The sequence below is a fragment of the Agrobacterium sp. CCNWLW32 genome, from assembly GCF_037083425.1.
GTDB lineage: Bacteria > Pseudomonadota > Alphaproteobacteria > Rhizobiales > Rhizobiaceae > Agrobacterium > Agrobacterium radiobacter.
The window spans coordinates 60,319-83,390 of record NZ_JBAOJM010000007.1; the positions used below are offsets into that span (position 1 = coordinate 60,319).

General features: G+C 60.3%; 22 protein-coding genes and 1 tRNA gene. 8 read left to right on the top strand and 15 right to left on the bottom strand.

What is annotated here, in order from left to right:
- Nucleotides 1-30: 30 nt before the first annotated feature.
- The 7 genes from V6R85_RS16055 to V6R85_RS16085 form a co-directional block, all read right to left on the bottom strand.
- Complete coding sequence (locus V6R85_RS16055) at nt 31-1,380, bottom strand: multicopper oxidase family protein (protein WP_080864632.1); 1,350 nt, start codon at nt 1,378-1,380, stop codon at nt 31-33.
- 14 nt (nt 1,381-1,394) lie between these two features.
- Complete coding sequence (locus tag V6R85_RS16060) at nt 1,395-2,870, bottom strand: TolC family protein (RefSeq protein WP_060727539.1); 1,476 nt, start codon at nt 2,868-2,870, stop codon at nt 1,395-1,397.
- Nucleotides 2,867-3,097 (bottom strand): hypothetical protein, encoded by a 231-nt coding sequence (locus V6R85_RS16065; RefSeq protein WP_003508366.1) that lies wholly within the window; start codon nt 3,095-3,097, stop codon nt 2,867-2,869. Before V6R85_RS16065 ends, V6R85_RS16060 begins: the two co-directional genes overlap by 4 nt.
- Nucleotides 3,098-3,184: 87 nt before the next feature.
- A complete protein-coding gene (locus V6R85_RS16070) occupies nt 3,185-3,550 on the bottom strand; it encodes a hypothetical protein (protein ID WP_162694843.1) in 366 nt (121 codons plus the stop codon).
- A 165-nt stretch (nt 3,551-3,715) separates the two neighbouring features.
- Nucleotides 3,716-4,648 carry a hypothetical protein gene (locus V6R85_RS16075; protein WP_336377080.1) on the bottom strand — a complete coding sequence of 311 codons (933 nt, stop codon included), beginning with the start codon at nt 4,646-4,648 and terminating at the stop codon, nt 3,716-3,718.
- Nucleotides 4,649-4,732: 84 nt separating this feature from the next.
- Entirely contained in the window at nt 4,733-5,632 is a 900-nt protein-coding gene (locus V6R85_RS16080; RefSeq protein ID WP_060723774.1) for an AraC family transcriptional regulator, read from the bottom strand.
- Nucleotides 5,633-5,731: 99 nt separating this feature from the next.
- On the bottom strand, nt 5,732-6,178 hold the full coding sequence (locus V6R85_RS16085; RefSeq protein ID WP_112295878.1) for an acetyltransferase: 447 nt from the start codon (nt 6,176-6,178) through the stop codon (nt 5,732-5,734).
- Nucleotides 6,179-6,410: 232 nt separating this feature from the next.
- Here V6R85_RS16085 and bioB point away from each other — a divergent pair, with 232 nt between their 5' ends.
- From bioB to V6R85_RS16110, 5 genes are read left to right on the top strand one after another with little or no spacing between them, the layout of a single operon-like run.
- The gene (bioB, locus tag V6R85_RS16090; protein ID WP_112295877.1) at nt 6,411-7,445 is read left to right on the top strand and encodes a biotin synthase BioB; all 1,035 of its coding nucleotides are present in this window, start codon (nt 6,411-6,413) and stop codon (nt 7,443-7,445) included.
- On the top strand, nt 7,442-8,587 hold the full coding sequence (locus V6R85_RS16095; protein ID WP_112295897.1) for an 8-amino-7-oxononanoate synthase: 1,146 nt from the start codon (nt 7,442-7,444) through the stop codon (nt 8,585-8,587). The genes bioB and V6R85_RS16095 overlap by 4 nt, the downstream gene beginning before the upstream one ends.
- Nucleotides 8,584-9,222: a dethiobiotin synthase gene (gene bioD / locus V6R85_RS16100; RefSeq protein WP_112295876.1), complete on the top strand. Its 639-nt coding sequence runs from the start codon at nt 8,584-8,586 to the stop codon at nt 9,220-9,222. The genes V6R85_RS16095 and bioD overlap by 4 nt, the downstream gene beginning before the upstream one ends.
- Nucleotides 9,219-10,514, top strand: coding sequence for an adenosylmethionine--8-amino-7-oxononanoate transaminase (locus V6R85_RS16105; protein WP_112295875.1), 1,296 nt, complete (start codon nt 9,219-9,221; stop codon nt 10,512-10,514). The genes bioD and V6R85_RS16105 overlap by 4 nt, the downstream gene beginning before the upstream one ends.
- Before the next feature lie 56 nt (nt 10,515-10,570).
- Nucleotides 10,571-11,557 (top strand): beta-ketoacyl-ACP synthase III, encoded by a 987-nt coding sequence (locus V6R85_RS16110; protein WP_087746333.1) that lies wholly within the window; start codon nt 10,571-10,573, stop codon nt 11,555-11,557.
- A gap of 63 nt (nt 11,558-11,620) precedes the next feature.
- Here V6R85_RS16110 and V6R85_RS16115 read toward each other — a convergent pair.
- Nucleotides 11,621-11,694: transfer RNA gene (locus V6R85_RS16115), tRNA-Gln, on the bottom strand.
- Nucleotides 11,695-11,817: 123 nt separating this feature from the next.
- Entirely contained in the window at nt 11,818-12,255 is a 438-nt protein-coding gene (locus tag V6R85_RS16120) for an Lrp/AsnC family transcriptional regulator (RefSeq protein WP_003508428.1), read from the bottom strand.
- Nucleotides 12,256-12,384: 129 nt separating this feature from the next.
- Between V6R85_RS16120 and rocF the strand changes: the two genes are divergently transcribed.
- Nucleotides 12,385-13,305, top strand: coding sequence for an arginase (rocF, locus tag V6R85_RS16125; protein WP_080867059.1), 921 nt, complete (start codon nt 12,385-12,387; stop codon nt 13,303-13,305).
- A 13-nt stretch (nt 13,306-13,318) separates the two neighbouring features.
- Complete coding sequence (locus V6R85_RS16130; RefSeq protein ID WP_336377081.1) at nt 13,319-14,374, top strand: ornithine cyclodeaminase; 1,056 nt, start codon at nt 13,319-13,321, stop codon at nt 14,372-14,374.
- Between the two features lie 22 nt (nt 14,375-14,396).
- Here V6R85_RS16130 and V6R85_RS16135 read toward each other — a convergent pair whose 3' ends face one another.
- The 5 genes from V6R85_RS16135 to V6R85_RS16155 all read right to left on the bottom strand — a co-directional run bounded on the left by V6R85_RS16135 (nt 14,397) and on the right by V6R85_RS16155 (nt 20,056).
- Complete coding sequence (locus tag V6R85_RS16135) at nt 14,397-15,278, bottom strand: DMT family transporter (protein WP_112295873.1); 882 nt, start codon at nt 15,276-15,278, stop codon at nt 14,397-14,399.
- Nucleotides 15,279-15,755: 477 nt separating this feature from the next.
- On the bottom strand, nt 15,756-16,748 hold the full coding sequence (gene iolG, locus V6R85_RS16140) for an inositol 2-dehydrogenase (RefSeq protein ID WP_112295872.1): 993 nt from the start codon (nt 16,746-16,748) through the stop codon (nt 15,756-15,758).
- Between the two features lie 240 nt (nt 16,749-16,988).
- Entirely contained in the window at nt 16,989-18,233 is a 1,245-nt protein-coding gene (locus tag V6R85_RS16145; RefSeq protein WP_003508438.1) for an adenylate/guanylate cyclase domain-containing protein, read from the bottom strand.
- Between the two features lie 232 nt (nt 18,234-18,465).
- Nucleotides 18,466-18,696: a helix-turn-helix domain-containing protein gene (locus V6R85_RS16150; RefSeq protein WP_020809209.1), complete on the bottom strand. Its 231-nt coding sequence runs from the start codon at nt 18,694-18,696 to the stop codon at nt 18,466-18,468.
- Nucleotides 18,697-18,946: 250 nt separating this feature from the next.
- Nucleotides 18,947-20,056, bottom strand: coding sequence for an RHE_PE00001 family protein (locus tag V6R85_RS16155; protein WP_112295871.1), 1,110 nt, complete (start codon nt 20,054-20,056; stop codon nt 18,947-18,949).
- A 293-nt stretch (nt 20,057-20,349) separates the two neighbouring features.
- Between V6R85_RS16155 and V6R85_RS16160 the strand changes: the two genes are divergently transcribed.
- Nucleotides 20,350-21,654: an MFS transporter gene (locus V6R85_RS16160; protein ID WP_065695327.1), complete on the top strand. Its 1,305-nt coding sequence runs from the start codon at nt 20,350-20,352 to the stop codon at nt 21,652-21,654.
- 67 nt (nt 21,655-21,721) lie between these two features.
- On the opposite strand, the gene V6R85_RS16165 is transcribed toward V6R85_RS16160, so the two are convergent.
- Complete coding sequence (locus tag V6R85_RS16165; RefSeq protein ID WP_112295870.1) at nt 21,722-23,059, bottom strand: sensor histidine kinase; 1,338 nt, start codon at nt 23,057-23,059, stop codon at nt 21,722-21,724.
- Nucleotides 23,060-23,072 lie beyond the last annotated feature (13 nt).

Here is a 23,072-nt window from a genome sequence, read left to right on the forward strand (position 1 = left end):
TGATTTTGATGGGGTCGTTGGTCTGCGCAATCAGCCGTGTTTCATCGGTTGCGGCGTGATCTGCGTTTTGGGGTCGGTGTTTTTCTGTGTATCCGGCAACTCGCCGGTCCATTCCCAGGCCTGGGTTCCGGGCGGGTTTTCGTACCAGCCGGGATCGGCGTAATCGCCCGCGGAGATGCCTTCACGAACCTTCACCACGGAGAACATGCCGCCCATCTCGATGGGGCCGTGCGGACCCCATCCCGTCATCATCGGAACGGTGTTCTCAGGGATCTCCATTTCCATCGCGCCCATATCGGCCATGCCGGCGGTGCCCATCGGCATATATTCCGGCCGGACCTTGCGGATCTTTTCGGTGACGGTCTTCTTGTCGACGCCGATGAAGGTCGGGACGTCATGGCCCATCGCGTTCATCGTGTGGTGCGACTTGTGGCAATGGATTGCCCAGTCACCGACATATTTGGCGTCGAATTCATAGGCGCGCATCGCACCCACGGGGATGTCGATGCTGACCTCCGGCCATCGCGCCTCGGGCCGCACCCAGCCGCCATCCGTGCAGGTCACTTCGAAATCGTAACCGTGCATGTGGATCGGGTGGTTGGTCATGGTCAGGTTGCCGACGCGCACGCGCACCCGGTCGTCCTTGGAAACCACCAGTGGATCGATGCCCGGAAACACCCGGCTGTTCCATGACCACAGATTGAAGTCGGTCATGGTCATGATCTTCGGCACATAGGAGCCGGGATCGATGTCGAAGGCATTGATGAGGAACACGAAGTCGCGATCCACGGGCATGAATGCCGGGTCCTTCGGGTGGATCACGAAAAAGCCCATCATGCCCATCGCCATCTGCACCATCTCGTCCGAATGCGGGTGGTACATGAAGGTGCCCGACTTCACGAGATCGAACTCGTAGACGAAGGTCTTGCCGACAGGGATATGCGGCTGCGACAGGCCGCCGACGCCGTCCATGCCCGACGGCAGGATCATGCCGTGCCAGTGGATCGTTGTATGTTCCGGCAGCTTGTTGGTGACGAAAATACGCACCCGGTCGCCTTCGACGGCTTCGATGGTCGGGCCCGGCGACTGGCCGTTATAGCCCCACAGCCGGGCGGTCATGCCCTCCGCCATTTCGCGCTCCACCGGCTCGGCGACAAGGTGGAATTCCTTGACGCCATTGTTCATCCGGAAGGGCAGGGTCCAGCCGTTGAGGGTAACGACCGGGTTGTAATCGGGGCCGGTGGTGGGCTTGACCGGAGCCTGGGTCGCGGCCGTTTCCATCACGGCTGCTTCCGGCAGGCTGCTATTCGATGTTTTCGCCCAGGCCGCCGTGGAGACCATAGCGGCGCCGACACCCAGAAAGTTTCTTCTATTGAACATGGTGATTTCCTTTCTCAATGTCCGCCACCGCCGCCAGCGGCGGCAACCTCGGTCTCCGCACCTGCCGCAGCACCTGTACCTCCGCCGTAGATGGCGGGAGCGAGGCCGGCCTCCGCGAGCCAGAAGTCGCGTTTGGCATTGATGGCCAGCAGGCTTGAATTGACCTTTTCCCGGCTGTCGGCGAGCAGTTCGAAGGTGTTGGTGATCATGCCGTTATAGGTCAGCAGCGACTGCTCCTCGATCTTGGTGCGCAGCGGCACCACGCTGTTGCGATAGTGCCGGGCGATGTCGTAATTCGAGCGATAGGCCTGATAGGCCGAGCGGGCTTCCGAGCGGACATTGACCGCCTTTTCCGCCAGCAGGTTTGCCGCGCGCATATAGGCAAGTTCGGATTCCCGCATGCGCGCCTGACCGGAATCGAAGATCGGAATGACGAATTCCAGCTCGGCATTGCCGGTCGTCTGTTTGTGTTTTTCGCCGTCTTCCAGCTCGCGTTCGGTCTCGAAGCCCGAGCGGATTTCGAGATCGGTCACGTATCGGGTGGCCTCGGTGAGCTTGAACGATCGTGCGGTGGCCTCCAGATCGAGCCTGGCCATTTGTAGGTCCACACGGCGCTGCAGCGCCTCGGCCTCGATCATGTCCCGTTTGTTAAGCGCCTTCGGAAGCGGGGGCAGGCGGTTGGGAATGGTGTATTCGATATCCGCTCCCCACAGTCCCATCAGCCGCGTCAGTTCCTCCTTGGCAAGACGGGCCTCAAGTCGCGCCTTGGCGATCTGACCGGTCAGTTCGGCATAAAAGACCTGCTCGCGGGCCTGACCTTCCTTGTTGAGCGAGCCGGCTTCTCCAAGCTTGACGGCAAGTTCCGAGGCGGCATCCGCCGCGGTCTGCGCCTGCGCCAGCTGGCCGACATTTTCCCATGCTGCCACTGCGGTGATCCAGGCGCGGCGGGTATCCGACGCCAGTTGCAGCGTCTTCAGCGCGGCCGCGAGCTGCGCCTTGCGGAAACCGGTATCGGCGATCTCGACATTTTCCTTGAGGGTAGCGAGCGCCAGAATATTGGTGACGACGACACCTTCGATCGCCTTGTAGGCCCTGAGCCCCGGGGTGCCGATCCCCGTCAGCCCAATGCCGACCCGCGGATTGACCAGCATGGTGGATTGCCATGCGGTGGCGGCGGATTCGCCGAGATCGGCATAGGCCGCCTGAAGGCCCTTGTTGTTCAGGAGCGCAACCTGCACCGCCGTCTCGACATCAAGGGTCTTGCTGGTTGTCATCAGCGATTTGACGCGGGCCTGCGTCGCCTGCGCCTCGGCCCGGTTCTGCACCCAGACCGCCTGCTTGCCTGTTGCTTCGGATGTTCGGGCCGAAACATTGGTGAAACCGGCGTCGCGCGACGCATATTGGGCGGCTGTGACGCAGCCGCCGAGAAGAAACGGCAGGCAAAGGGTGGCCGCGAGTTTAGCGCCGAGCTTGAATGTGCGTGATGTCATGATGCATCTCCTTTCGGAGCCTGTGCATCGTTCTGGTTACGCCAGGGCTTCGGGTCCACCGGCGCGCGGTGCGTGTAACCCGCAACCGGGGTTTGATAGCGGATGGGCCCCGCGCCAAGCGTCGGGTTTGCCGCATCGTCATAGGAGGCGGCGTCGTTCATCAGGGATGTGGCTGTGCAGCCGCCCAGAAGCAGGGGCGCTGCAACCACAATATAAATCGGGTTCATGGATATTTTCCGAACAGGAGATGCAACGGCGCGACGGCGCTAAAGCCGCTCACGCACGGTCATTGCCCAAAGGCGGGCTTTGCCTGTTCAGATATTCGGGGGGCGGTGAAGCAGCGGGGTCTGGCCGAGCGCCTTGCTGTCGTCAAGGAAGGAACGGATGCTGTTGACGACGGGTCTGCCAGTGGTGTCGTGGCTGATCAGGACCGCCATGCCGAGACAGAAATCGCCGCAGCATTGGGGCTTTGCGGTTTTTTGGGTGCCGCTATCATGCTCGGCGGCCATATCTTTGTGATCATGACTGTCGGACATCATGGCTGAACCGCCGTGATCCATCATGGCGGACTGATCGTGCTGCATTCCACCGGCTTCGGCAGGATGCATTGCGGCATTGACAGTGGAAACGCTATAGCCCGCCAGTGACAGGATCATCACCAGTCTGAACAACAGGGCCATCAATTTCGATGCTCGCAACATCTCACGCATGCTGGATAGAAAAGCTGCAGTCCTGTGATTTGTCAATGGATATCCCTCATAACCATCAACGAAAGCCTTTATGTCGCGCTTGATGCGGAGCCAAACCTTCCAGTCGAATGGCAGGGCGTGCAGTTTGTCCGCAGCTCACACGACGTCGATGAAGGCATCATCGAGAATGAGAAGCTTGCGGGCCTGTGTGCGGGCATATTCCTCGTAAAAGCCCTGCGAGATCCAGAGCGCGGAACGGCCGCGCCGTCCGCTCCAGCCTATGCCGCCGATCAGTTCGGCCGCTGCAAGCTTGCGGCCGACATGGATGCGTGACACGGAGAGGGAGGTCGCCAGCTGTGTCACGGTTTCCACATCGGTCACACGTTTGCCCTGTTCGGGCGGTCTTTCCCAGTCGATCCCGGCGATAAGGCGGTCCATCAGCAGGCCGCCCGCATCGAACCAGTTGAAAATGATGGAAAGCGGGCCGGGGCAGCGCACCTCCGGATGTGACAGAAACGCCTGTGATACACGGGGGTGGATATGGGGAAGCAGGGCTTCCGATCGCCTGATGAAGCGCGATGCCCTGAAGCCCTCATCGAGCAGGTCCAGCGCCTGAAAATGCACGTCGTACCATTGCGCGAGCATCGCCAGCGCCGGGGCTGAAGGCGCCACCCCATTGCCCGGCCCGTTGCCGGATTGGTCGACCGGGCGTGTCATTCCGCGTTTCAGCGCCGCTTTGAAGAAGGAATAGGCAACGCTGTGGCTGGCGAGCCCGTGCCGGAGCGCCAGATGGCCGAAATCTTCCCGCGTCAGGGCTGCTTCTCCCGTTGCCGTTTCACAGTCCCCGCATTTCTGAAAATAGAGCGCCAGAAGCGCATGGCAAAGAAGCCGGTTCTGGCGTGTTGCGAAGAGCGCGGTCATCTCGGGCGAGCCTTCGTAGAGGGCGATAAAGCTACCCGATAGAAGCCGCAGCGCGGCCGCGAAGGGCTCTTTCTGCAGCATCGCCTCTATTTCGCAGGGTGCCGGACCGCGGCCATCGGCGACGACGGCCGGTAGTCGGGAAATCGCAAAGTCGAAAAAATTGGTCATGGGCCGCGCTCCGGAATGGGATGGTCTAGCGGCCTTACAGGAGCTGAAATGGCGCGTCTTCTCATTGCGCGCAGAGGTGAAATTTTAAGCCGACGGCATATCCGCAGCGCGGGCGTCACCGGGCGTCATGCCATAGGTGCCGGCGAACACACGGTAAAATGTTGCAAGGCTGTCGAAGCCGCAGCCATAGGCGATCTGTGTGACCGGCAGAGCGGGGAATGCCAGCAGCAACCGCTTCGCTTCCTCGATCCGCATGGAGGAGAGCGTGCGGGAAAACGACAGTTCCGCACCCTCGAAAACCACATGCAATTGCCGAAGCGAAATGCCCAGTTCCTTCGCGACTGCGGCAGGGGTGAGGTTCTGCCGGGATTTTTTTCGTATCATGATGTCCTGGGCCGCATAACAGAGCCCGGTCCTGAGCGCGGCGCGCACCTCCGGCATGGCGGGCGAAAGCCGTCCGCGCGCCGTCATGGCAAGCCGGGCGATATGCGTGACATCGCGTGCGGGATCGATGAGCCTGCCGGGGGCAGCGTTCAGCGCGTTGAAAAGGGCCCGGAAGGGCAGGGCGAAACTATTGTTTTCCGCATAACGCGTCGCAAACAGGTCATCGGTGGCCTGACCGAGCATGACCTCGTAGTCCACGGGGATTTTTAGCATCTTGTAGTGAAAATCGGCCTCGTTTCCCGGTATCGCGTCATAGGGCAAGTCGGAATAGTTGATGGTGATATCGCCGCCGCCGACGGCGTGAACCTGATCCCTGCCGGCATGCAGAAACCCCGAACCCTTGACCTGCAGGCCGATGCAGAGGCTGTTGCCGGCAATGCGGGCAATATCGGCTTCCGTGCGGTTTACCCGGTAAGACGAAGCGCGCATTTCTGTTGCCACGGCGCCGGCGACGGCGCGCGCCTGAAACGAACCCTTGAAACTGTGGCGAAGATCCCGTGCAAGCTCGATCGTCACGCCAAACAGGCTTTTGCCGCGCACTTCGCGCCATTGGTCGAAGCGGTGTTCGGGCAAAAAATCGTCGGTTGCGAAGCGGACTATGGTGTTCGTGGCTTGATCCTCCCCGACGATCCCGGCGGCCTATTTTTCCGTTGCGCGAAATCGAAGATGAACGAGTGGATAGGGTCGCCCCTGTCCGTCCAGATCGGAGCGTCCGGTCGGTTCGAATCCCAGCCGACGATAAAAACCCATGGCCTCGCCGTTCTGTTCGTTGACGTCAGTGGTCAGCGCGGGATGAAGCGCAAGCGCCCTCTGCACCAGTGCCTTGCCGATGCCCTGGCCATGATGGTCCGGATCGATGAAAAGCGCCTCCATATGCCCTTCATGCAGAAACATGAAACCGAGGACATGGTCAGAAGCATCGACGGCCAGCGTCAGCGGCGCCTGTGGCAGGAAAGCGTCGACTTCCTCCCCGATCGCGGCGCGATCCGCCGGCAGGAGGAACTGGTGGGTGGCGTCGACTGCTTTGCTCCATATGTCGAGGATGCGGACAGCGTCGCGGCTCTCGGAGGGACGAAGTGCGATCATGTCTCACCCTTAGCAAGTGCGGAGTTTTCACGCCATTGGCCGATCCGATCTTTTCCGTGAGTGCGTGCGTATTCAATGAATTTCAGCATTGAAACCCGGCGATTCTGATCCCGCATGTGCCGCCCATCTCTCCTCTCGGAAATTTTTCTCGAAAAAGTGCTTGCAAAAAGCAGCCCGAAAAAAATAGATAAAAAGAACTTCTATCTATTTATTTTGAGGGAGAGATCGACAGATGGACCAGATCGTCACGCAAATCGACAGAAACCCAGCTCCGATTCTAGATATTGGCAGCAGCTTGTCACTCGAAGAAGCAAAAATTATCTATAATTTGCCGTTTAACGATCTCCTGTTCCGCGCCCAGCAGGTGCATCGCTGTCATTTCGATCCCAATGCCATCCAGATGAGCCGGCTTTTATCCATCAAGACCGGCGGCTGCCCGGAGGATTGTGGTTATTGCAGCCAGTCCGCCCGCAACCCCACCGGCCTCAAGGCCTCCAAACTGATGGAAGTGGAGCGGGTGCTGACTGAGGCGCGCAAGGCGAAGGAAGGCGGGGCGACGCGCTATTGCATGGGGGCTGCCTGGCGTAATCCCAAGGAGCGCGACATGGAGGCGGTGGTGGCCATGGTCGAGGGCGTGAAGGCGCTCGGCATGGAAACCTGCATGACTCTCGGCATGCTGACCCCGGAACAATCCGAACGGCTGGCCGATGCCGGTCTCGACTACTACAATCACAACGTCGACACGTCCGAGCGGTTTTATTCGCAGATCATTACCACCCGTACCTTCGAGGACCGGCTGGAAACGCTTGCCAATGTCCGCGATGCCGGCATCAAGGTCTGCGCCGGCGGTATTCTCGGCATGGGGGAAACGGTGGAAGACCGGATTTCGATGCTGGTGACGCTCGCCAACCTGCCGGTTCCGCCGGAAAGCGTGCCGATAAACATGCTGATCCCGATCCCCGGCTCGAAGCTCGCCAATGCCGATCCCGTTGATCCCATCGATTTCATCCGCACCATCGCGCTGGCGCGTATCCTGATGCCGCGTTCGCATGTGCGGCTTTCGGCCGGGCGTACGGAGATGAGCGATGAGACACAGGCGCTCTGTTTCCTGGCCGGTGCCAATTCCATCTTCATCGGTGAGACACTGCTGACGGCGGATAATCCGGGTGAGGACCACGATACGGCGCTTTTCCGCCGGCTGGGCCTGAAGCCGATGGAACTGCAGCCCACGGAATTGCAGTCTGGGGAGACGGGAGGGTGCCGGTGAATCTCACGGCGCTCTTCCCCTATGAGGCAAAGCTCGCCGGCCTGCAGCGCAAGTCGCGGCTGCGCGTGCTCGCTCCCCAGGAGGGGATCGATTTCACCTCCAACGACTATCTTGGCCTTGCCGATTCACCCCGGCTGAAGGAGGCATTTGCCGATGCCATCGGAAGGGGCGTGCCGGCAGGGGCCGGCGGCTCGCGGCTGCTGCGCGGCAACCACCGCGAACATGAGGCGCTGGAAGCGGAAGCAGCGGGGCTGTTCGGGGCTGAAAAAGCAATCTATTTCGGCAGCGGTTTTGCCGCCAATGTCGCGCTGTTCTCCACATTGCCGCTGCGGGAAGACCTCGTCCTTCACGACGCCCTCATCCATGCCAGCGTCCATGATGGTATTGCCGCCGGCAAGGCGAAGGTGATCGCCGTGCCGCATAATCAGGTCGAGGCATTCGAACGGGAAATAATCCGCTGGCGGCGGGAGGGTGGCCGGGGCCGCCCGTGGATCGCTGTCGAAAGCCTTTATTCCATGGATGGGGACCGTGCCCCGCTTGCGGCCCTGGCTGATCTTGCCGGGAAACATGAGGGCTTCCTTGTCGTCGACGAGGCGCATGCGACCGGCGTGTTCGGCCCCGGCGGGCGCGGCCTTGCCGCGGAGCTGGAAGGCCACGGCAATGTGGTGGCGTTGCACACCTGCGGCAAGGCGCTCGGCCTTTCCGGCGCGCTTTTGAGCCTGCCGGCGGTTCTTGCCGATTATCTCGTCAACCGCGCCCGCGGTTTCATCTATTCGACCGCGCCTTCGCCGCTGATGGCGGCGGCCGTGCGGGAAGCCCTGCGTATCATCGTCGATGAGCCGTGGCGGCGTTTGCGGCTGGCGGAGCTGGTAAACTTTGCCGGCGAAGAGCTTCGCTCCCGGCTTGGCGTTGCCCCCGGCGGCTCGCAGATATTACCGGTGATGATCGGTGACAATGCCCGTTCGCTTCGTATCGCCGCGCATCTGCGGGAAGGCGGTTTCGATGTGCGCGCGATCCGCCCGCCGACGGTGCCGGAAGGCACGGCGCGCCTGCGCATCGCCATCACGCTCAACGTGGATGAGAGACAGATCGCCGATATGGTAGGGCTGCTTGCCGTTTCGCTGGCGGAGGAGCGGAAATGAGCCCTCGTTTCGTCATTTCAGGCACCGACACGGGCATCGGCAAGACGGTTTTTTCCGCGGCGCTGACCCACGCCCTGCAGGCATATTACTGGAAGCCCGTGCAATCCGGGCTGGAGGAAGAAACAGACAGTGAGACGGTGGAACGGCTGGGGGGTGTGCCGCAGGCCCGTATCGTGCCGGAGGCCTATCGCCTGAAAATGCCGGCCTCGCCACATCTGTCGGCCCACCTTGAGAATGTAACGATCGATCCCGCGCTTCTGATGCCGCCGCAAACGGATGGACCTCTTGTCATCGAGGGGGCGGGCGGGCTTCTGGTGCCGCTGACAGACACATTGCTGTTCGCCGATATTTTCGCCCGCTGGCAAATTCCGCTTGTGCTGTGCGCAAGGACCTCGCTTGGCACCATCAACCACACGCTGCTCTCGCTTGAGGCGTTGCGGCGTCGCGCCATTCCGGTGCAGGGCGTGGTCTTCATCGGCGACGAGAACCGGGAAAATGAGTGCGTCATCGCCAATGTCGGCGCTGTTCGCCTGCTTGGCCGTCTGCCGCGCCTGCCGGAGATGACATCAGAGGCGCTGCATCAGGCATTTGCCCGACACTTCAATCTCGCTGATTTTCTGGAGGCGCCTGCATGAGCCGTTCCCCTGTCTGGCATCCTTTCACCCAGCACGGGCTGGAACCGCCGATGAAACGCGTCGTATCAGCGGAAGGCGCATTTCTCGTCGATGAGGACGGCAATCGCCTGTTCGACGGCATTTCCTCCTGGTGGGTCATCACCCACGGGCACCGGCATCCCGGGATCATGGCGGCCATCCGCGCCGCGACAGAAGCCTTCGACCAGGTCATTTTCGCCGAGTTCTCCCATGAACCCGCAGAAACGCTGGCGCGCGGGCTGATCGAACTTGCACCCAACGGGTTAAGCCACGTGTTCTATTCCGATAGCGGCTCGACTGCGGTTGAGGTGGCGCTGAAAATGGCGCTCGGCTATTTCCACAATCGCGGGGAAAAGCGCGACCGTATCGTGGTGATGGAGCATGGTTATCACGGCGATACGATCGGCACCATGTCGACAGGTGAGCGCGGCGTGTTCAATGCCGCTTACGAGCCGTTGCTCTTCGGTGTCGACCGGCTGGCTTTTCCGCAAGCGGGCGGTGAACAGCAGACATTGGACATGTTCGAGAGCTTCTGCCGTTCGGGCCGCATCGCCGCCTTGCTGATCGAGCCGCTGGTGCTCGGAGCCGGCGGAATGAAGATGTACGGTGCGGATATACTGGCCGGGCTGAAACAGATCGCCGAGCGCCATGGCTGTCTCGTCATCGCAGACGAAGTGATGACGGGCTGGGGCAGAACGGGAACCCTGTTCGCCTGCGAACAGGCAGGTATTTCGCCGGATATTCTGTGCACATCCAAAGGGCTTACGGGCGGCTCGCTGCCGCTCGCCGCAACGCTGTGCAGCGTGGAAATCTTCGATGCGCATTTTTCAACAGATCGCCGCAAGACTTTTTTCCATTCCAGTTCCTATACGGCCAATCCGATTGCCTGTGCTGCCGCTGTCGCCAATCTTCAGGTCTGGCGGGATGAGCCCGTGCTTCAGCGCATTGGGCAATTGCAACAGATGTTGCGCGACAATCTCCGGCGATTTGCGGATGACCGGCGTTTCACCGGCATCCGGCAAATGGGGACCATCGCGGCGCTCGACCTCGTGGTGCCTGCCGGTGGTTATCTCGCCGAGGCGGGCCCGCGCATGCGGCAATTGTTCCGCGAGCGCGGGTTCGTCATCCGCCCGCTCGGCAATGTGCTTTATCTGATGCCGCCCTATTGTTCGACGGGGGAAGATCTGACCAGCGCCTTTGACGCCATCGACGAGGTGGCCGGGATCGTCACCGAAACCGCATCGTTAAAATCGCGTGCGGCCGGCATCGCGTGAAAACAGCGTACGGCCGTGTTCAGCCTGTTCCAGAACCGTCTCCGAAAGCCCTGACAATGCAGACCCGTTCTTCCCGCATGGCCGGTTTTGGTCATGCCGTTCCGTCAAGATGTGTCGATAATGCCGAGATAGAGGCCAGCCTCGGGCTGGAGGCCGGCTGGATCGAGAGGCGCACCGGCATCCGCACGCGTTATTGGGCGCAAGAGGGTGACACGTTGAGCGGCCTTGCCGCAAGAGCCGGCCGCATGGCGCTGGAAGATGCGGAAATTGGCTCCGCCGAGATCGCGCTGACGCTGCTTGCAACTTCTACACCGGATCATCTTCTGCCACCCTCGGCGCCGCTGCTCGCACACCGGCTGGGCCTCGTCCGATCCGGCGCGATCGATCTCGCTGGGGCCTGTTCCGGCTTTCTTTATGCGCTCACCCTTGCCGATGGCTTTGTCCGCACCCACGGCCGCGCCGTGCTCGTCGTTGCCGCCAATATATTGAGCCGCCGTATCAATCCGGTGGAAAGGGCAAGCGCGGTCCTGTTCGCTGATGCCGCCGGCGCCGTTGTACTCAAGCCCTGCAAAGAGGCGCAGCGTGGGCTTTTGTCAGCCGATCTTGTTGCGGATGGCGGCGGTTATGATCTGATCCAGATAGCGGCGGGAGGCAGTAGCCAGCCGTTCTCTGCCGATACATCCGCCGAAGAGGTGCTAATGACAATGCGCGATGGCCGCGAGGTCTTCTCCCGCGCCGTGATGCTGATGACAGAGACCTCGAAAAGGGTGCTGAACGAGGCCGGAATGACGGCAGCCGACATCGACCGTTTCGTACCCCATCAGGCCAATGCCCGCATGTTTGACGCCGTCTGCGGCAATCTCGGTATCAACAGGCAAAAGACGGTTCGCACGATAGAAAGCTTCGGCAATTCCTCCGCCGCAACCATTCCGCTTTCGCTGTCCGTCGCCAATGCCGAAAGGCCTTTCGCGGAAGGCGAAACCCTGCTTTTAACAGCGGCTGGCGCGGGCATGTCTGGTGGAGCGGTCGTTTATCGCGTTTGAACGGGGCATCGCGATGACGCGGACCATTCCAAACTCAAGAAGCTGATTTTATTTGGAGATATTTGGCTGGGGAACCTGGATTCGAACCAAGATTAACGGAGTCAGAGTCCGTCGTTCTACCATTGAACTATTCCCCAAAAGCCTGAAGCACGTTGCCGCGTTCGCTTTGGTGGGTCGTCATATAGATGATTTATTGCGGGGCGCAAGTCGAAAAAATCGAAAAATGCGTTTTATCCCTGTTTTGCGTTTCGTCTCAGGGGTCAGAGCCGTGCGCGGGTGGAGCGCGGGGTGGAGAGCAGGAGGCTGGTCTCGCTGCCGGTGATGCCGGGCACCAGGCGGATGCGGCGGAGCACCGCGTCGAAATCGCTGAGTGTGGCGGCGTTGAGTTCCACGATCAGGTCCCAGCGGCCGTTGGTGCTGTGGATTTCGGATATTTCCGGAAAACCGCCAAGGGTGCGGATGACACGATCAGTCACATGGCCTTCAATCTCGATCATCATGATGCCGCGGATCGCCGCCTCCACCGCGTCGGCGCGTAGAATGACGGTGTAACCGATGATGGTGCCGTCGTTCTCCATTCTTTCGATGCGCGAGCGCACCGTCGCGCGCGAGGTTTCCGTCTCGATTGCGAGATCAGAAATGCTGCGCCTGCCATTATGCCGCAAAAGGGTGATGAGCCGTTCGTCGAGATTATCCATGATGACCAGTTTGATAAATTAATTCTAGCAGATCGATAGCTTATTTCGATAATATTGCCAATATTTGATGTTCATTTCGCCAGGTCATTGTGTTGAACTGGGTGTGTTGGCAGGAAAGCGAGGACGGGAATGGAAATCAGGTTGATCGGTGCGCCGCTGCAGATCGGGGCCGGGCAATTGGGATGCGAGATGGGCCCCAGCGCCTATCGCGTCGCAGGGCTGGCACACGCTCTCGAAGAACTGGGGCATCGGGTCGTCGATACCGGCAATGTGACGCCCGCGCCGTTGCGAGAATTTTGCCATCCCAACCCGGCGGTGCATCATCTGGCTGAAACCGTGGCCTGGACGGAGGCGCTGACGGAGGCTGCCTATCGTGAAAGCGCCGGCGCTGTGCCGATCTTCCTCGGCGGCGATCATGCGATTTCTGCGGGGACGGTCGCCGGCATGGCGCGCCGGGTGGCAGAGAGCGGTCGGCCATTCTTCGTGCTCTGGCTCGATGCCCATACCGATTACCACACGCTGGAAACGACGCGCAGCGGCAATCTGCACGGCACGCCGGTTGCCTATTTCAGCGGGCGAAAGGGGTTTGAGGGTTATTTCCCGCCGCTTTCCCATGCGGTTCCTGAAGACAATATCGGCATGATCGGCATCCGCAGCGTTGATCCGGCCGAAAGGGCCGCACTGGAAGAGAGCGGCATCACCGTTCACGACATGCGTTCGATAGACGAACACGGCGTTGCCGTTCTCCTGCGTCAATTTTTGGCGCGGGTTCAGGCGGCAAACGGGCTTTTGCATGTCAGTCTCGATGTCGATTTTCTTGAGCCGTCCATCGCGCCGGCCGTCGGCACCACGGTTCCGGGTGGCGCGACGTTCCGCGAGGCGCATCTCGTCATGGAAATGCTGCATGATAGCGGGCTGGTCTGCAGTCTTGATCTCGTGGAGCTCAACCCGTTTCTCGACGAGCGCGGCAGAACCGCGACCCTGATGGTCGATCTTGCCGCCAGCCTGCTGGGCAAGCGGGTCATGGACCGCCCGACACGGGCCGGCTGAAAGGGGTGATGTGATGACCGTGATACCGAACCTCAATATCGTGCCCTTCGTCAGCGTCGATCAGATGATGAAACTCGTGCTGCGCGTGGGTATCGATACGTTCCTGCGCGAGCTTGCCGATGTGGTGGAAGAGGATTTCCGCCGCTGGGAAAGCTTCGACAAGACGCCGCGCATCGCCTCGCATTCGAAGGAAGGTGTCATCGAACTGATGCCGACCAGCGATGGCACGCTTTACGGCTTCAAATATGTCAACGGCCATCCGAAGAACATGAGAGAAGGCCGCCAGACCGTGACGGCCTTCGGCGTGCTTTCCGATGTCGGCAATGGTTATCCGCTGCTTCTGACCGAGATGACGATCCTGACGGCGCTGCGCACCGCCGCAACATCAGCCGTCGCGGCGAAATATCTCGCCCGCAAAAATTCCCGCTCCATGGCCATCATCGGCAATGGCGCGCAGAGCGAATTCCAGGCGCGCGCTTTCAAGGCGATTCTTGGCATCGACACGTTGCGCCTTTTCGATATCGACCGGTCCGCCAGTGAAAAATGCGCCAGTAATCTCGCCGGGCAGGGTTTTGCCATCAAGATCTGCGAGAGCGCGCAGGAAGCGGTCGAAGGGGCTGACATCATCACAACAGTTACCGCTGACAAGCAATATGCGACGATCCTGACCGACAACATGGTCGGGCCCGGCATTCACATCAACGCCGTCGGCGGCGATTGCCCCGGCAAGACGGAATTGCATCGGGACATCCTTTTGCGATCGGATATTTTCGTGGAATATCCACCGCAGACGCGCATTGAAGGTGAAATCCAGCAATTGCCGGCGGATTATCCCATTACCGAGCTCTGGCAGGTCATTGCCGGCGCAAGGGAGGGACGGGCAAGCGACAGGCAGATCACGCTGTTCGACAGCGTTGGTTTCGCGACCGAAGATTTTTCGGCTTTGCGTTACGTGCGTTCAAAACTGCCATCCACGGGCCTTTATACGGAGCTTGATCTGCTGGCCGATCCGGATGAGCCGCGTGATCTGTTTGGGATGCTTCTGCGTTGTGAGGCGGCTCTCGTCTGATCGATCTCGCCGGGCGTGAGGCTCAGGCTTGGCGGCGGCTCCTCCTGGCAACCACATGTTCCCGCCAGATGGTGAAAAGGCCGGCGGCAATAACGATCGCCGCACCGATCACCATGTTTGATGTCACGACCTCGCCATAGATGGTGACGCCGATGATGGAGACGAGCACCAGCTGGTAATAGGAAAAGGGTTGCACCGAGGCGGCATCCGCCAGTTCGAATGCTTTTATCAGGCAATAATGGCCGCTCATGCCGGTAATGCAGAGCGCCAGCATCCATCCCCAATCCTGCGGAGCGAGGTTGACCCAATAAAACGGGCCGACCAGCGTCAGCGCCGCCGCACCGGCCACGCCGGTATAGAAGAAGCTGGTCATCGCTGAATCGCTCTTGCTGCCGAGGCGGGTCAGGACACTGTAGAGCGCCAGCATGAAGGCGGCCACGAAGGTGATGATCAGCTTGTTGTCGAAGCCTTCGCCATCCGGCTTGAGGATGACGAGAACGCCGATGAAGCCGACAAAAATGGCGCACCAGCGTCGCCAGCCCACATGTTCTCCCAGCAACGGCGTGGACAATGCCGCAACGATCAGCGGCGCGGAGGCGAGGATGGAATGGCTGTGCGCCAGCCCGACGACGGCGAAGGAGAAGATGGAAAAAACGATCTGCACGGCAAGAAGCACACCGCGGCCGATTTGCAGCCAGGGACGGTTGGCCATGACGGCGCCCCTGATGCCGCCGGCGGATTTTGCAGCCATCAGCAGAACAAAAACGGCAAAGGCCCAGTATCGCAGCATGGCCACGAAGACCGGCGGATAGGCGCTGCCCAGATGCTTCGAAATGCCATCCTGCGCCGCAAAGATCGTGAAAGCGACAAGCGCATAAACAAAGCCGGTCCTGGGTGATGGCATGAAAAAACCGCTATCCGACTGCCGCCGGCAAAAGAGTATTCGGGGTGAATGAGGTGGGTAACAGCCATATGTTATGGCCGTACCTTGTCAGACAACCTTATTTTCCGAATAGCTGCCATGCAAGTCCGGAAGCTGCCTTCTCAAAGGTCAATTGCTGGAATGTAATTTTGCGATGCTCTCCCCCTCATCCCTGTGCTTGTCACAGGGATCCAGCCAGTCCAAGTCCTTGGACTGAAAGCGGTCCTCCCGCCGCGCAGACGCGCGTCGGCTGGTTCCTGTGACGAGCACAGGAATGAGGGCGGTGGGTGCGCCAGCCTATTGTGATATCTGAGAGGTGCGACGCGCTGCAGGTTGACGTGGAGCTTGGATGATGTGGGCCTGCTGCCGAAGGCCTTGGGACAGGCACGGCTGTCCGCCGTCAACAATTGCGCGGCGGACAGAGGGTTCAGCAAGACGCACAGCGTCCCGATTGTGGCTTCAGCCGATCTTTACGGCCGCCTTCGAGGCGGTGGATTTCAGCGCGGCGTCGGCCAGCTTCAGCGCGACCAGCCCGTCCTTGATGGAAGGCGAGGGCGCGACATTGTTTTCGATGCTGTCGATGAAGGCGGTGATTTCCGCAGCATAGGCCGCCGTGTAACGCGTCATGAAGAAGTCATGCAGCGGCGGGCGGGTGTAACCTTCCGCATTGGCGATTTCGATGGAAACCGGGCGCTGGTTTTCGGCCGCTGCCGAACCGAGCGAGCCGTGCACTTCGATGCGCTGGTCGTAACCATAGGTCGCGCGGCGAGAGTTCGAAATGACCGCCTGCCTGCCGCTTTTCGTCGTCAGGATGATGCTGGCGCTGTCAAAATCACCCAGCGCACCGATCTCCGGATTGACGAGAACCGAACCGGTTGCAAACACGCTTTCCACTTCCTCGCCGAGCAGGAAGCGGGCCATATCGAAATCATGAATGGTCATGTCGCGGAAGATACCGCCGGAGACCTTGATATATTCGGCCGGCGGCGGGCCGGGGTCGCGGCTGGTGATGGTCACCATTTCCACCTTGCCGATGCGGCCATCTTCGATGACCTTGTGAACGGCCTGGAAATGCGGGTCGAAACGGCGGTTGAAACCGAGCATCACCTTCGCACCGGTTTCCTCAACCACCTTCGCGCAGGCTTCCGCGCGGGCAACATCGAGATCGACGGGCTTTTCGCAGAAGATCGCCTTGCCGGCCCGGGCGAAACGCTCGATCAGGTCGGCATGGGTGTTGGTCGGCGTGCAGATGATGACGGCATCGATCGTCTTGTCGGCCAGAACCTCATCGATCGTGCTGACCTTGCACTGCGCTTCGCGGGCGATTGCTTCCGCAGCACCGGCCATGGCGTCCACAACGGCCACCAGCTGCGCACGGCTGTCGGTGGTGATCGCCTTGGCGTGGACCTTGCCGATCCGTCCAGCGCCGAGCAGTGCCAATTTCGTAACCATCTTTCCTCCGGTTTCTCACACCCGTCCCTCACTCCCGGAAAGACAGAATATGAATGCAAGCAATGTTTCGATATGGAATATATGTTCTATTTTGCTAGATCGACATCGCAGATGTGTCAAGCGTTTTGAGAGGGGACGGAACAGCGGAAACGGCATCGCCGAAAAGGCGCCCGCAACAAAGCGTCACCTCCGTCAGAAGGAGCCGTGCGGGGTGGAGCAAGGTGGGTGAAGGCGACCCGTTCAGTCGGAGATTATGTTCGTCTCTGGCGGAAGCGCGTAAACCTCGACCGGGGTTTCCAGTCCGCGCAGCAGCCATGGGCCGAGATTTTCGAGCTTTTCCTGATGTCCTGCCATGCGGACGAATTCTTCGGAGAAAAGCACGTTGCGCCCGGTCTCCTTGGTCAGTGTTTCCAGCCGCGAGGCGATGTTGACGGCGGGGCCGATGACGGTGAAATCGAGGCGGGTTTTCGAACCGATATTGCCGTACATGACATCACCGACATGCACGCCGATGCCGTAACCCAGGGAATCGTGGCCCTTCCGGCGATTGATTTCATTGAGCGCAACGAGGCTCTTCTGCGCGCTGGCGATGGCTTTCAACAGGTTTTCGCAGGCCTTGGGATCGCTGAGCGGGAAAATCGCCAGCAGCCCGTCGCCCATGAATTTCAGAATTTCGCCGCCGAATTCCTCGATGGGATCGCACATGGCGTCGAAATAACCGTTCAGAAGCTCGATGACATCGTCGCGCGGCCAGAGGTCGGAAATATGGGTGAAATTGCGCAGGTCGCAGATCAGGATCGCCGCGCCCACCGTCATGCCGCTGCCGCGTGTCGTTGCGCCATTGAGGATCTTTTCACCCGCATGCGGCCCTACATAGGTCTCCAGCAGGGTGCGCGTCATGCGGTTTTTCAGGCGTATTTCGCTGACCAGCGCGAGCGCCGGTAGCAGGTTTTTCAAGGCGAGGATTTCACTGTCGGAAAAACCGCCGGGCCGGTCACTGGAGAATGTGGCGACATGGCGCTTGCCAAAGGTGTGTTCGATCGGCCAGGCGCAATAATCCGTCAGCCCTTCGGCCCGCAGATCTTCGTAGATCGTATAGCCGGGTTCATCGATCTCCTCTCCGTTCAGCCGGTGGCGAACTTCGGTGGCGCCCTGATGAATGTCGTTGATGGGGCTGTTGAGATATTCGGGCGTATTTTCAGACCCATAGCCATAGGTGGCGATCTCGGCGGAGGACAGGCCGGCTTTCCACAGGATGCGCGCGCCAAGCCATTGCGGATGGCGAATGCGGAAAGCGAGCACGCCCCGCGCCACGGAAATTCCGCTCGCCCGCAGCCTGCTGCAGAGCTCGACGAATATCTCGTCGATAAAGCGTTCGTCCTTGGTGCCGGTGATGAGCCAGTCGAGAATTTCCGTCTTTTCCGCTGGCCACAATTCATCCAGTGCTGAAGAAACGCGTTCTTCGGTGTCGAGACTTAGTGTCATGGCAGGATTCCGGAGGTTGTTGCTGCTCTCGCACGGGCAGGGCACATGTCGAACTCGGCCGAACATGGTCGCTCGTGAACCCCATGTGGTGCCGGATAACGAAAATGTTAAGAGAGGGGCGTGGAAAATGTTCCGGAAGGGATTGGCGGCATCAGGCCACGCGCGCCGCCCGGATGTTCCCGGGAACATTGTCCCCCGGCGGCGCTGAGATTTTTGGTGATCGCTAGAAGGATCAGATAACGGTTTCGACGGGAATATGCAGTGCGGCGGCAACGCGCCTGATGCGCAGCGGATCGCTGTCCGTGCCGTCTTCCAGGGCGCGTATTTCGCTGGTGGTCAGGCCGCAGGTCACGGCAAGCTGTTCGACCGTATATCCGGCGAGATTGCGAGCGGTGAGGACTTTTTTGGCGAAAGGAGCATCGGTTTCGTGATCGGAATCGGGTTGTGAGACTGAAATTGTCATTTGCATCTCCCTGATGGTGGACACTTAAATGCGGGCGGCAAAGAAAAGTTGCCGGGCCGAATGCGACCGCGTTGCCGGAGAAGAAATCGGTGTTGCAACGCAGCGAGGAACATAGCGGCTTCATCCACCTACGCAATAGTTAAATTTTGTTAAGATTCGTGATCGCTGCATTCCTGCGGCGCGTCTTGCCGGGAAAAGGCCGAAAAAATGCCGTTTTTCGGGGTTTCCGCGGGGGTTAGGGCGGCTTTCGCTACAGCATGCCCCAGGCGCGAAACCGGCCACGACCCGTCACTTCCCGTAATTCCAGCTGGTTGGCGAGGCCGATCGCGCCCTGCGGCGTGGTGCCGAGTTCCTTGACGATCATCGCCGCCGAGACCACCGGCCGGGAGACGACAAGCTCCACGAGTTCAGGCAAACGCGAGGAGGAACGCCGGCCGGCCAGCTTGCGCATCATGCGCTCGCGCGCGTGGGTCAGCCGGTCATGTTCCTTCATGCCGGCCTGTGCCGCTTCGTAGAAGCTGTCGAGAAGGGCGATAAGGCGCTGCGTCTGGTGTCTCGCGTGCCGGCGCTCGCGTGGGATCGCGCGAAGACCGGCGCTCAGCGCCGGCAGGTGATCGGGCGTGACGGCGCCGTCGCGCAGAAAAGCGGAGGCCAGAAGCCGGCCGAGCCAGGGGCTGCGTTGCAGCACCTCGATCATGTTCCAGGCGTCGAGCAGGATGGCGGTGCGAAGAATTGCGGGTAATTCCTCTGTGCGTGCATGCACCTCCCACCATTCTTTCAGTCTTTCATCCTCGTCCCAGTCGGGTTCGTTGATGATCGCATGGCTTTCCTCCCGGTGCATCGTCGGAAGCGCGTTGCCGGTGGTAATCGCATCGAGCGTTGCGGCGCTGCGCGCCAGAAGCGCGTCCAGCTCGGAAAAAGCGCCATCCAGCGATGTTTCCCCCTCCACGTCGGCTTCTTCATCAAGGGAGTGATCGAGCGTTTGTCCGGGGGGCGCTGCCTCTTCGGCAAGCGCGGCCCTGCCGCGGAGCCTCGAAAGACCCGGTGCGGTAAAGGCCCAGCCGGCGGCATTGGAAAAGATCAGCCGCCTTGAACGGAGAATCCGGTGTGCCGCCGTCATTTCATGGGTCGGTGCGCGCACATCCATATGCGCGTCATGCAGCACCAGATCTTCCATATGGACGAGTTCGCCGTCCACCCACATAGAGGAAATGGCGTCGGTGAAATCCTGCCTTTCGATGAAGCCGTGTTTCATCGGTGACCGGGCGATCCGCTCGTCCAGCCGCGCCAGCGCCTCGCCGGCACGGGCGGCGGCAATGAGGAGCTTTTCGATCTGGATGTCCGATATATCGTAAATCATTGATATTTTTTAGTTTGAGCGCGGGCGGCTTACAAGGCGGATCACAGTCGCGGCGCTTTTTACTTTCTCGGTGTCTACCCAAAATCCCGACGAGAAGACCGGTGGTTAAAGGTCGGGAGCCACGAGGGTCTTGGAAGCCCTGACTGTTTCCTCGGCAATATTGCGATGCGGTATAAACTTGCGCACTGCAATATGACGGGTATATACCCCCACCGAGAGCGACAAATTATCACACCTTCCGTTCGCCCTTCCATCTCCAGACGAAGATGAATTGGAGTTTACCCGTGAATATTATGGCAAATGGTCCTGCCACGGCACCGGACCAGAAAACCCGTTTGAAATCCATTATCGGCGGATCGGCGGGCAACCTCGTCGAATGGTACGACTGGTACGTCTATTCGGCCTTCACCCTTTATTTCGCGCCGGTGTTTTTCCCTTCCGGAAACCAGACCGCCGAACTCCTGAGTGCGGCCGCCGTTTTTGCTGTCGGATTTCTGATGCGGCCCATCGGGGCCTGGTTCATGGGCACCTATGCCGACCGCAAGGGCCGCAAGGCCGGCCTGACACTGTCAGTCACGCTGATGTGTCTCGGCTCGCTGCTGATCGCAATCACGCCCGGCCATGAGACGATCGGCATTGCCGCACCGGCCATTCTGGTTTTCGCCCGCCTTCTGCAGGGTATCAGCGTTGGTGGCGAATATGGCGCGAGCGCGACCTATCTCAGCGAAATGGCCGGAAAGAACCGCCGCGGTTTCTTCTCCAGTTTCCAGTATGTGACACTGATTTCCGGTCAGCTTCTGGCGCTGGCGGTGCTTTTGGTGCTGCAGCGGGCCTTGACACCGGAGCAGCTTGGCTCCTGGGGCTGGCGCATTCCCTTCTTCATCGGCGGCATCCTGGCGATCGCGGTGTTCTATATCCGCCGTGGCCTTGCCGAGACGCAGTCCTTCGAAAACGCCAAGAGCGGAGCCGCCGACAAGCCGAAATCCAGCGGATGGGCGCTGTTCAAGCACTATCCGAGGGAAGCGCTGATGGTGATGGCGCTGACATCAGGCGGCACGCTCGCCTTTTATGCCTATACGACCTATCTGCAGAAGTTCCTCGTCAACACGTCAGGTTTCAGCAAGGAAAGCGCCACCGAAATTACCACGGCTGCGCTCTTCGTCTTCATGCTGTGCCAGCCGATTGCCGGCGCGCTTTCGGACAAGATCGGCCGCAAGCCGCTGATGGTGGGCTTCGGCATTCTTGGCACGCTGTTCACCTACGCAATCTTCAGCACGCTTTCGACGACGACCGATCCGATCATGGCTTTCGCCCTCGTGCTGGTCGGTCTGTTGATCGTTACCGGCTACACTTCCATCAATGCGGTGGTGAAGGCGGAAATGTTCCCCGCCCATATCCGCGCGCTTGGCGTGGCTCTGCCCTATGCGCTGGCAAACACCATATTCGGCGGAACGGCGGAATTCGTGGCCCTGAAGTTCAAGCAGATCGGCCACGAAAACTGGTTCTTCTGGTATGTGACGATCATGATCGCGTTGTCGCTGGTGGTTTATGTGAAGATGCGCGATACGCGCGATCACAGCCATATCCACGAGGATTGAGCCCCTCCGCTCTATCCGAACCGATAAAAGCTCCGCCTTCCCGGCGGGGTTTTTGTTTTCAGCGCATTCAGGCGGCTTCGACCGGAAGAACGATGCGGGCCTCAAAACCGTCCTGCCGGCCCGGCGCCGGAGAGGAAAGCACCAGCTCTCCGCCGGTCTGCTCCACCAGGCTTTTGACGATGGCAAGGCCGAGCCCGGTGCCATCAGCCGAGGTCTGGCCTCGGGTAAAACGCGTCGTCAGCTTGGGTAGGAGCGCCCCGTCGATTGCCGGGCCGGAATTCACGACGCGGATCGTGCCGTCTGTTTCGGCGACGACCTGCACGGGGCTTTCCGGCGGGCTGTGGATCAGCGCGTTTTCGAGGAGGTTGCGGATGATGATGCCGAAGGCATCCGCGCCTATCTTGCAGGATAGGCCGCCTTCACAGCGATTGGTGAAGCGGATGCGGGATGAGCCGATTGCCGTTCTCATCATATCGTCGATGACGAGTTCGAGAACGGGAATGAGATCGTTCGCCTTGTCGGTAACCCCGATCCTTGCTTCCGCCCGCGACATCTGAAGCAGTTTTTCGGCGAGATGGCCGAGATGCTGCAGGGATTTTTCGATATTTTCCACGCGCGGCGCCAGTTCCGGCGGGATGTCGGCATGGAGCCGCTGCGCCTGCGCCAAGGCACCGGCAATCGGCGTGCGCAATTCATGGGCGCTGTTGGCGGTGAATTCCCGTTCCGCCTCGATTGCCGATCGCAACCGCCCGAGCAGCAGATTGACCGAACGGGCGATGGGATGAAGTTCGGCCGGAAAGGGCTGTGTTGGCAGCGGTGCGAGATTGCCTCCATCCTTCTTGCCGATGTCGTCGCGCAGGGTCTGTATCGGTCGCAATGTCCTGCGCACCACGACGATGACGGCGAAAATGCTGGCGGGAATGAGGATGAGAACGGGAAGCAGCAGCGCGGTGCCCGCCTCTTCGATCGCCTCGCGGCGATTGGCGAAGGCATCGGCGACCTGCAGGAAATAATTGCCGTCCGGTGTCGCAACCGTAAAGATGCGCTGGGTCGCGGTTTCGGAAAAACCGGGTTCGAGCGAGACCTCGAAAGGCTCCGTCGAACTGTCATGCGAATGCAGCACCACCTGTCCTTCCCGGTCGCGAACCTGATAGGTCAGATACTCCGCCCGTTCCGACGTCTGGTTGAGCTTTTGCGCGGCAGGCGCGGTATTGTTTTCCCTGAGGTCGTCCACCAGCAGGGGCAGCAGCCTTTCGGCGGTTTCCTTAACACCGGCGTCGAAAATCTCGGCGAATTCGTCCTGCATCACCATGACGCCCAATCCGCAGGCGAGAAGCCAGGATATGGCGACAACGCTCGTCAGCGCTGTGACGAGTTTGCGGGTCATGCTGGTCGGTCTGGCCATATCTGCCTGCCTG

What these genes read in the sequence shown, in the direction of transcription:
- V6R85_RS16055 (WP_080864632.1), bottom strand. Translation starts at nt 1,380, where the DNA reads ATGTTCAATAGAAGAAACTTTCTGGGTGTCGGCGCCGCTATGGTCTCC.
- V6R85_RS16060 (WP_060727539.1), bottom strand. Translation starts at nt 2,870, where the DNA reads ATGACATCACGCACATTCAAGCTCGGCGCTAAACTCGCGGCCACCCTT.
- V6R85_RS16065 (WP_003508366.1), bottom strand. Translation starts at nt 3,097, where the DNA reads ATGAACCCGATTTATATTGTGGTTGCAGCGCCCCTGCTTCTGGGCGGC.
- V6R85_RS16070 (WP_162694843.1), bottom strand. Translation starts at nt 3,550, where the DNA reads ATGGCCCTGTTGTTCAGACTGGTGATGATCCTGTCACTGGCGGGCTAT.
- V6R85_RS16075 (WP_336377080.1), bottom strand. Translation starts at nt 4,648, where the DNA reads ATGACCAATTTTTTCGACTTTGCGATTTCCCGACTACCGGCCGTCGTC.
- V6R85_RS16085 (WP_112295878.1), bottom strand. Translation starts at nt 6,178, where the DNA reads ATGATCGCACTTCGTCCCTCCGAGAGCCGCGACGCTGTCCGCATCCTC.
- bioB (WP_112295877.1), top strand. Translation starts at nt 6,411, where the DNA reads ATGGACCAGATCGTCACGCAAATCGACAGAAACCCAGCTCCGATTCTA.
- bioD (WP_112295876.1), top strand. Translation starts at nt 8,584, where the DNA reads ATGAGCCCTCGTTTCGTCATTTCAGGCACCGACACGGGCATCGGCAAG.
- V6R85_RS16105 (WP_112295875.1), top strand. Translation starts at nt 9,219, where the DNA reads ATGAGCCGTTCCCCTGTCTGGCATCCTTTCACCCAGCACGGGCTGGAA.
- V6R85_RS16110 (WP_087746333.1), top strand. Translation starts at nt 10,571, where the DNA reads ATGCAGACCCGTTCTTCCCGCATGGCCGGTTTTGGTCATGCCGTTCCG.
- V6R85_RS16120 (WP_003508428.1), bottom strand. Translation starts at nt 12,255, where the DNA reads ATGGATAATCTCGACGAACGGCTCATCACCCTTTTGCGGCATAATGGC.
- rocF (WP_080867059.1), top strand. Translation starts at nt 12,385, where the DNA reads ATGGAAATCAGGTTGATCGGTGCGCCGCTGCAGATCGGGGCCGGGCAA.
- V6R85_RS16130 (WP_336377081.1), top strand. Translation starts at nt 13,319, where the DNA reads ATGACCGTGATACCGAACCTCAATATCGTGCCCTTCGTCAGCGTCGAT.
- V6R85_RS16135 (WP_112295873.1), bottom strand. Translation starts at nt 15,278, where the DNA reads ATGCCATCACCCAGGACCGGCTTTGTTTATGCGCTTGTCGCTTTCACG.
- iolG (WP_112295872.1), bottom strand. Translation starts at nt 16,748, where the DNA reads ATGGTTACGAAATTGGCACTGCTCGGCGCTGGACGGATCGGCAAGGTC.
- V6R85_RS16145 (WP_003508438.1), bottom strand. Translation starts at nt 18,233, where the DNA reads ATGACACTAAGTCTCGACACCGAAGAACGCGTTTCTTCAGCACTGGAT.
- V6R85_RS16150 (WP_020809209.1), bottom strand. Translation starts at nt 18,696, where the DNA reads ATGACAATTTCAGTCTCACAACCCGATTCCGATCACGAAACCGATGCT.
- V6R85_RS16155 (WP_112295871.1), bottom strand. Translation starts at nt 20,056, where the DNA reads ATGATTTACGATATATCGGACATCCAGATCGAAAAGCTCCTCATTGCC.
- V6R85_RS16160 (WP_065695327.1), top strand. Translation starts at nt 20,350, where the DNA reads ATGGCAAATGGTCCTGCCACGGCACCGGACCAGAAAACCCGTTTGAAA.
- V6R85_RS16165 (WP_112295870.1), bottom strand. Translation starts at nt 23,059, where the DNA reads ATGGCCAGACCGACCAGCATGACCCGCAAACTCGTCACAGCGCTGACG.